Below are 8,594 nucleotides of genomic sequence, written 5' to 3'. Positions count from 1 at the left end.
ACTATTTAAGTTTAACTGTTATTTGGAAAGATTTAAATATTTTAATGTATAACTATTCTTTAATAGATGTTTAACTCCATTTGGAAAGGTTTATATATTAAGTATTACTAATTTTAATATAAGTAATACTCTCATGGTTGGTAATTCATCTTCTATTAAACCTCCAAGTTGGAAATTATTGATTAGGGGAGTGTTGCATTGTCTGAAAAATTTAATGTGAGATGTGATGAAATGATGGAAACAAAACTAAAGGAAAATTCAAAGAAACTGGGTATATCCATCTCCGATTTGGTTGATAGGTATGTCCGAAGAGAGTTGTATATGGATAATCATTATTTGGAAAGACCAAGACGTTCTTTAGAGCAATTGAAAGAGATGTCAAAAAGGGACGCTGAAAGGGATAGAAAAAATGGCATTTATCCAAGTCCGCGTAGTGATTCCCTTGTTGGTATACTCAATAGGGACAAATAATTTTAATGGGGTCTAAACATGATTTTTCTTGATTCCAGTTATCTTAAAGGATTAATTGATGTCAAAGACACTCATCATCAGGATGCATTAATTGTAAGGGAGATCATTGAGGATTATAATGAAAAAACAGTAATTAACACAACCGTTCTTGTTGAAACATTGAACTGGTCGGTCAAAACGAATATTCTTGCAAAGGAGATATATTCTGATCTTAAAGAGGATAATACATTGGTGAACTTGACCTCTGATGATTATTTAAAATCGTTGGAGATTAATTGCTGGTTTGGAAATTCAATTAATTACAGTGACTGCACCATAATCAACACCATGTTTTCTATGGGCATTACAAGAATTGCAACTTTTGATGGTGATTTTAAAAAAGTCGGTGCATTTGATATTATTTCATAAAGGTGATGATATGTTATTTGGGTATGAAATCAAAAACAAGAAACTTAAAAGGATGGTTGAAAACAAGGCAGATGAGCTGAATATTTCTGTTGAACAATTGATATCCAATTATATCAACAGGGGCCTTATGTCTGATGGCATAAATGAGGATGTCTTTTGGCGATTGCACTCGGAGGAATATTTAAAACAGATTAACGATACTCTTGATGTTGACTAACAATCGGATTTTTGTGCTGTTTTTCCAACTTTTTGAGGAGATGATAGCTAAGTTCTTGTTTGGCAATACTGAAAACCAGATATCAAATGGTCAATTTTGAAAACTTTTTTTTAGTAAAATTGCTTTTGTTTTGTAAAATCGACCTCAAAAAACCATACTATTTAAGTTTAACTGTTATTTGGAAAGATTTAAATATTTTAATGTATAACTACTCTTTAATTGATGTTTAATGCTATTTGGAAAGGTTTATATATTAAGTATTACTAATTATGATATAAGTAATACTTTTATGATTGGTAATTCATGTTCTATTAAACCTCCAAGTTGCAAATTATTAATCGGGGGAGTGTTGCATTGTCTGAAAAATATAAAATACGATGTGATAAAATGATGGAAACAAAATTAAAAGAGAATGCAGATAAATTAAATATTTCTGTTTCGGATTTGATTGACAGATACATTAAAAGAGAATTATATAGTGATGATTATTATGTAGCTCCTAGTTTGTCTATTGAAGAAATCGAAGAAATGCTAAAAAAAGATGTAGAAATGGATAAAAAAAGAGGAATTATTAGGACCCAACCTTTTTCCAATGCATTAGTTGGAATATGTAATAAAAAGGATTAATTTAATTTTTTTGGTGGTAATATGATTTTTTTGGATTCCAGTTACTTGAAGGGATTAATCGATGAAAAAGATTCTTTTCACAAGAAAGCATTAATTGTTCGGGATGAAATTGGTGAGTATAATGAGTTAACTGTAATAAATACCACTGTTCTAGTTGAAACATTAAATTTCACTGCTAAAACAAATTCCTTAGCTGGTGAGGTCTATAATGAATTGAAATGTAATAATAAGATTGTTTCTTTAACATTTGAAGATTATATTAATTCTTTGAATCTTAACAGGTGGTATGGAAATTCAATTAACTATAGTGACTGTACAATAATCAACACGATGTTTGGTTTGGGGATTAATAAGATTGCGACTTTTGACAGTGATTTTAGCAAAATAAAAGGAATAAATATTCTTCAAAGTACTTTGGTGGTTTGATGGAATTCGAGCATGAGATTAAAAATGAGAAACTTAAGAAAATGGTTGAAAATAAAGCTAAAGAGCTTAAAATTAGTGTTGGGGAATTAATATATAATTATATCAATAGGGGTTTGTTGTATGATGGTTTGAATGAAGAAAACTTTGAAAGATTGCACTCAAAAGAAACATTAAAGGAGATTGATGATGCGTTAAATATTGATTAACTTCAACATTATTTTTTTTAAAAACTTATTAACAATTAACAATATAATATTATCAATGCTAGTTTTAAAGAAGGTAAAAAAACAGTGGAGACTGTATCCAATCGGTTCGCCGAAAGGTGCCCTTAATCACAAAAGAGAACCGGAATTTGTTGGAAACATCAAGTTCAGCCATGATGGGGATTCACTGTCCATTTCAAGGTTTGTGGCTGACTATAACTTTAAGGACAACTCCACATTAACAGAAAAGCTCATGCCTCCGGGAGAGGTAATCAGGCTTCTTCGCTCACAGGCAGTCTTTCTTGCCACTCCTGATGAAAAGGTTGAAAAATATCTGAAATCCCTCAACATTAAGGTCAGAAAAACACAGGTTTGCGACTACTGTGCCTTTGAGGGAAACATCACCATCGTAAACTCATCCTATTCATATAAATACAACAATCAATTGATCTGTAAGGACTGCGCCCATGACACCATCAAGGAAGAATTGAAGCTTCAGGGATTTGACAAAAGCATTTTCAGAAACCTTAAAAACACTCTGGAAAAGACTGGCAGTCTTGAAAAGACATTGTCAATTTTGGATCCTCACTTTGACCCGTTAAAAAACAGGAAATTGACATTATTTGACCGAACCAAAAAGTCAAGGCACATTATACCTCCTATTGATATGAAACGTTTAAAAATCAATAAGGACTTTAAAAGAATTCTTCTTGATTCAGGTAACACTAAACTGTTACCTGTCCAGTATCTGGCCATTAAGGAGGGGCTTTTGAAAGGAGAAGACCTTCTGGTTGTAAGCGCAACAGGTTCAGGTAAGACTCTGGTCGGAGAACTTGCAGGAATAACCGAAGCCCTTAAAGGAAAGAAATTCGTTTTCCTAACTCCCCTTGTGGCACTGGCCAATCAGAAATATCGTGATTTTAAAAGGAAATATTCAAAGTTGGGACTTAATGTTGCAATAAAGGTCGGAAGAAACAGGGTGAAGGCAAAAGGAGAGCTCAATTTCCCAGACAGTGATGTGTCTTCATCAGACATTGTGGTTGCAACTTATGAAGGAATTGATTATCTTTTGCGAAACGGCAATTCCTCATCACTGTCCAATCTGGGTGTCGTATTGATTGACGAAATTCACATGATTGATGATGAAGACAGGGGAACCCGCCTCAACGGTTTAATCAAGCGTGTAAAGCACCTCTATCCAAAAACCCAACTCATTGGACTGTCCGCTACAGTTAAAAATCCAGAGTTTTTGGCATCCGAGTTCAACATGAAGCTTGTCAAGTATGATGAGCGTCCGGTTCCATTGGAGCGTCATCTGGTTTATGTGAGAAATGAGTCTCAAAAACATCATATAATGCTGAAACTGGTTCAAAGGGAATTCAACACCAAATCCAAGAAGGGTTTCAGAGGCCAGACTATCATTTTTACTAATTCAAGGCGAAAAACTCACAAGATTGCAAACTTCCTAACAAACAAAAGAGTAAAAGCGCAGGCGTATCATGCGGGATTATCATATTATAAAAAGGAAAAGATTGAAAAGGACTTTGACAAGGGTAAACTATCCTGTGTTGTAACGACTGCAGCTTTGGCTGCAGGTGTGGACTTTCCGGCTTCACAGGTTATTTTTGACTCACTTGTCATGGGAAACAAATGGATTAATCCAAATGAGTTTTCACAGATGCTCGGCCGTGCAGGAAGGCCATCCTATCATGACCGTGGTATTGTTTATCTTTTACCGGAAGTTGGAAATGATTTTGCAGGTGAATCCGAAGAGGCAATGGCATTGGAGCTATTGGAAAGCAATAGCGAGGATGTCTTCATTGAATATGATGAGGAATCCTCATATGAACAGATTCTGGCTGACATTTCCTCGACTTCCATAAAATCATATGAAGAACTGAATGAATTTTATCAAAACATTGATGTACCTATTAGTATAAAAATAGCTATTGATGAGATGGAAGATTTGGGCCTGATTGACAGGTCCCCATCCAATAAGTTGGCAGTGACTAAATATGGTCGTGCAACATCAGTGTCATTTTTATCAATTGAGGATGCCGAGTTTATTAAAAATACTTTAAATGATTACAATTATCTTAAAAGATATGTTGGTCTTTCTCCAATGTATAAAAAAAAGGACAAGTATGACAAGCTTAAGGTTTTAATACTTGCAATGGCACTGGATTTGGAGATGTTTGAAAACGCGTATCTCTCAAGTGTTATTCACAATCAAATCGCAAATGCCTTAAAGATTAAATTCTCGACAAGGCTATTTGCAGAATCAACTCTGGATATAATATCTTCAGGTGAAGCTATTGAAAAGGTTGATAAAAAATTCCAGGATGCATTAATTGCTCTTCAAAGTGATTTCATGCAGTGCAAATGTCAGGACAGGCCGTTTTGTTCATGCATGCAGAGAGGAATCTCTGAAGTAATTGTTCATGAGCGTCTCAAGGGCAAGGACCCTCAGGATATATCAAATAAATTGTTTAGAAAATATCAGATTCAGGTCTATCCGGGAGATATTTTCTCATGGCTGGATAATTTCGTTAAGAATTTGGATGCTATCAGAAGAATAGCTAAAGCTTACAACAGACAAAATTTTGTTAAAAAGACTAGTTGGTTAATTAAAAAAATAGAAAACGGGTGAAAATGAATGTATGCTGAAGATAAAATATTAATAGGTTGTAATGAGAATGCTGATGTGTTTTTATTACCGAAACTGGCTAACAGACATGGTTTAATAGCCGGTGCAACAGGAACTGGAAAAACAATTACTTTAAAAACTCTTGCTGAATCATTTTCAGACATGGGCGTTCCTGTATTTTTAGCAGATATGAAAGGAGACATTTCAGGACTTGCAAAATTGGGTTCTGAAACAGAAAAAATCAAAACAAATGTCGAAAAATATGGTCTTGCCGCTAAAGGATTCAAATACCGGGCATATCCTGTTGAATTTTGGGATCTGTTTGGTGAAAAGGGTCTTCCGGTAAGAGTAACATTATCTGAAATGGGACCAGTTTTACTTGCTAAAATTCTAAACCTGTCTGAAGCTCAATCTGGTGTTTTAAATATTGTATTTAGAGTTGCCGATAATAATTCATTACCAATCATAGATTTAAAAGATTTAAAAGCCATGATTAATCATGTCGTTGAAAATAAGGCACAATATGAAAGTGAATATGGCGCAATAGCTGAAAAATCAGCAAATACAATTTTGAGAAGCTTAATTACACTCGAAGACCAAGGTGGAAACGACTTCTTCTTTGAGCCTGCGCTTGATTTGAATGACTTCATAAAGGTTGATGAAAACGGAAAAGGAATCATTAACATTTTGGATTCACAAAAATTATCCCTTTCTCCTGAAATCTATTCAACATTCCTGCTTTGGATGTTATCCGAATTATTTGAGAACCTGCCTGAAGTGGGAGATATGGACAAGCCAAAATTCGTATTCTTCTTTGATGAGGCACACCTTTTATTTGATGATATGTCACCCGAGTTCGGCAAAAAGATAGAACAAATCGTAAGGCTAATAAGGTCAAAAGGGGTTGGATTGTATTTCATCTCACAATCTCCGGCAGACATTCCTGATGATATTTTAGCACAACTTGGAAACAGGGTTCAGCATGCGCTTCACGCATACACTCCAAAAGACCAGAAGGCTGTTAAAGTGGCTGCTGAAACATTTAGACCAAACCCTGACTTCAACACTGCAGAGGTAATATCTGAACTTGGAATTGGTCAGGCATTGGTGTCAGTTTTGGATGATAAAGGAGTCCCTACTGTCGTTGAAAAAGTGGACATCGTACCTCCCCAAAGTTTCATTGGAGCCATCGATGAGGGAATGAGAACTGAACTTATTAATTTATCAGAACTCAAATCAAAATACTGGGAGCCGGTTGACCCTGAATCTGCTTATGAATTGCTGTTAAATAAAATTGAAGCAGATTCCAATCTGGAAAGTGAAGTGATACCTGAAACTAAAGAAGCCGTTGAACAAGCTATTGAACAAAAACATGAATCTTCAGTTGAAATGACTCCTCAAGCAGATGTTCCTGCTCAAGAAGAATCTTCTCAATCTGCATTCGGATTAGGTGATATCATAGGAACTGTTATGGGTGGAGGCCAACCATCAAAAGGTAAAAAAGCTAAAAAATCTGAAGCTCAAAAAATGGCTGAAAGGGCAGCATCACAAGCTGCAAATACAGTTGCACGTGAAGTGACAAAAGGAATAATGAGAGGAATATTCGGACAGATGAAATAGGTGATATTATGGTACATCCGCATAAAGAAGCAATTGCAAATATGAGTCCTGCATCATTAGTGGGAATGATTGAAGAGTCTAAAATGATTTATATTAAGGATAATTTGAGCATTCATTTGCATGACAGTCAAATCAGATTGTTAAAGCAAGTCCAAAAACATCAAAAACCTCGCCATGTGGCAATTAGGGTAAGAAAATTCCAAAATGCCAACAAGGATGATTTGTTCAACATGCATTTGGATTTATATCTGAAAAAATATCAGAAACTTGCTAAAAAAGGTTTAATTGAAATTGATGATAATCCTGGAAATGGACTTGCCTATGACTGCAGGTTAACAGAAAAAGGTGGGGAAATATTGGATGAAATTACTTCTCTTGAATCTGACTGGGAAAACATTGTTAAAATTAATATTAGTAATATGGATGCATTAAAAAAGATTGCATTGAATGCACATGATATAAATTACAAACACAAGAAAAAACAGGAATTCATATTCTAAAAAATTCATATTCCATGGCTATTGAATCGTATGCATTTTTTACACATTCAATAGCATCATTTCTATTTTTGAAAAAATACAGATGACTTTCACACTCGCAGTCAGAACATTCGAAGCCTTTAATTCCACTTGTTTTAGTTTCCAGATATTTTGATAGTTCACATTCAACCTTCTTGTTTTTGTTATAGATTATATCTGTAATTTCTGCTTTTTTTAGAAGGTAGTCTATGTGCCAATGGAGCTTTTTTTCATCACTTAAGTGTCTTTTAAGTCTTGCTTCGAGTGAGTTCATGGCAGAGCCTATATAAACGTAATTACCTTTTTTAAATTTGATTTCATTTAGTTTTCCAATTTTGATAATCGATTTTTCAGTTAATTCTATGATTAAGCAGTAGCATCCTTTCATCATATTCTTATTATATTTAAAGTATTTTATATTTTTTTTAAATTTAAGTTGATTATTTATAATATTAATTATATAAATTTATTAAATATAGAATTTTTTTTATTTATGGAGGTCAAAAAAATTGTTTGTAAAGGGGGAAAAAACCATTATTCTGACTGTATTGCTATTTTTTTTATTAATCATGATTCCAGCAAGCTTTGCATCAGATAATGGTGGTGAAATATTGAATTATGAAACTACAAATCTAACTGAAGTAGTTTCAATGCCTTTGTATGATAATGAATTATCAGCATCCAATGATTATTATTTTAATGCATCCGCTGAAAGTGATGGGGATGGATCTATAGATAATCCCTATAAGTATTTGACAGCCAGCAGAATTCCGGGAAATTGTAATTTGTATCTGGCAAATGGGGAATATCAACTGGACAGTTCAAAATATATCCAGGAGGTAAATATAATTGGCTGTGATGTTGACAAAACAATAATAAAATATGATGGTGTTGCATTTACAGTTAACAATCAATTAACTGTTAAAAACATAACGTTTATAGGTGCATCAATTACCAATTATGCTAAATTTATGGCAAAAAACACTGTTTTTGAAGATGGTTATGGTTCTAAGCCAGACAGTTATGGAAATAATTGGGGTGGAGCAATTTTCACCGATGTAAACAATGCAAATGATAATTCTTATGTAAGTGTTGATAATTGCACATTTAAAGACAATTATGCAGTATATGGTGGAGCCATTTACATTGGTGCAGGCAGTTTAAATGTAAGCAATTCTTTATTCTATAATAATATTGCATTTAATTACGGTGGTGCAATTGCATGTGAGTATGGTGAAAATGTAACTATCTCCAAATCCAAATTTTATAATTCAAAGTCATTGTATGATGCTGGAGGAAGCATCTATATTAAACAATCCTCCAAATTTAATGCAGACAATATTGAAGTTGCTAATTCATCCTCAACCTTTGGAGGCGCAATAACAACATTAAATACTCCCACTTATTTTGCTTACGTTAATATGGCTAATAATTCCGCCAAATATAATGGCGGAGCA

10 protein-coding genes and 1 pseudogene are annotated in these 8,594 nt (G+C 33.8%); 10 read left to right on the top strand and 1 reads right to left on the bottom strand.

Features of this window, described 5'->3' with window-relative positions:
* Nucleotides 1-198 precede the first annotated feature (198 nt).
* From Q4Q55_RS08650 to Q4Q55_RS08610, 9 genes are all read left to right on the top strand, one after another.
* Nucleotides 199-471 carry a hypothetical protein gene (locus tag Q4Q55_RS08650; protein ID WP_303372413.1) on the top strand — a complete coding sequence of 91 codons (273 nt, stop codon included), beginning with the start codon at nt 199-201 and terminating at the stop codon, nt 469-471.
* 18 nt (nt 472-489) lie between these two features.
* Entirely contained in the window at nt 490-879 is a 390-nt protein-coding gene (locus tag Q4Q55_RS08645; protein ID WP_303372412.1) for a type II toxin-antitoxin system VapC family toxin, read from the top strand.
* A gap of 10 nt (nt 880-889) precedes the next feature.
* On the top strand, nt 890-1,096 hold the full coding sequence (locus Q4Q55_RS08640; protein WP_303372411.1) for a hypothetical protein: 207 nt from the start codon (nt 890-892) through the stop codon (nt 1,094-1,096).
* 387 nt (nt 1,097-1,483) lie between these two features.
* Complete coding sequence (locus tag Q4Q55_RS08635) at nt 1,484-1,723, top strand: hypothetical protein (RefSeq protein WP_303372410.1); 240 nt, start codon at nt 1,484-1,486, stop codon at nt 1,721-1,723.
* 21 nt (nt 1,724-1,744) lie between these two features.
* The gene (locus tag Q4Q55_RS08630; protein WP_303372409.1) at nt 1,745-2,149 is read left to right on the top strand and encodes a type II toxin-antitoxin system VapC family toxin; all 405 of its coding nucleotides are present in this window, start codon (nt 1,745-1,747) and stop codon (nt 2,147-2,149) included.
* Nucleotides 2,149-2,355: a hypothetical protein gene (locus Q4Q55_RS08625; protein ID WP_303372408.1), complete on the top strand. Its 207-nt coding sequence runs from the start codon at nt 2,149-2,151 to the stop codon at nt 2,353-2,355. Before Q4Q55_RS08630 ends, Q4Q55_RS08625 begins: the two co-directional genes overlap by 1 nt.
* Nucleotides 2,356-2,410: 55 nt before the next feature.
* Entirely contained in the window at nt 2,411-5,002 is a 2,592-nt protein-coding gene (locus Q4Q55_RS08620; RefSeq protein WP_303372407.1) for a DUF5814 domain-containing protein, read from the top strand.
* A 6-nt stretch (nt 5,003-5,008) separates the two neighbouring features.
* The gene (locus Q4Q55_RS08615; RefSeq protein WP_303372406.1) at nt 5,009-6,619 is read left to right on the top strand and encodes a helicase HerA-like domain-containing protein; all 1,611 of its coding nucleotides are present in this window, start codon (nt 5,009-5,011) and stop codon (nt 6,617-6,619) included.
* Nucleotides 6,620-6,627: 8 nt separating this feature from the next.
* On the top strand, nt 6,628-7,119 hold the full coding sequence (locus tag Q4Q55_RS08610) for a hypothetical protein (RefSeq protein WP_303372405.1): 492 nt from the start codon (nt 6,628-6,630) through the stop codon (nt 7,117-7,119).
* On the opposite strand, the gene Q4Q55_RS08605 is transcribed toward Q4Q55_RS08610, so the two are convergent.
* Nucleotides 7,109-7,525: a DUF123 domain-containing protein gene (locus Q4Q55_RS08605; RefSeq protein WP_303372414.1), complete on the bottom strand. Its 417-nt coding sequence runs from the start codon at nt 7,523-7,525 to the stop codon at nt 7,109-7,111. The genes Q4Q55_RS08610 and Q4Q55_RS08605 overlap by 11 nt on opposite strands.
* 181 nt (nt 7,526-7,706) lie before the next feature.
* Between Q4Q55_RS08605 and Q4Q55_RS08600 the strand changes: the two are divergent.
* Nucleotides 7,707-8,594: pseudogene (locus Q4Q55_RS08600) on the top strand (hypothetical protein); the annotation flags it as partial.

The organism is Methanobrevibacter sp., from assembly GCF_030539555.1.
Lineage (GTDB): Archaea > Methanobacteriota > Methanobacteria > Methanobacteriales > Methanobacteriaceae > Methanocatella.
This window is presented reverse-complemented; position numbering and strand designations above follow the sequence as displayed.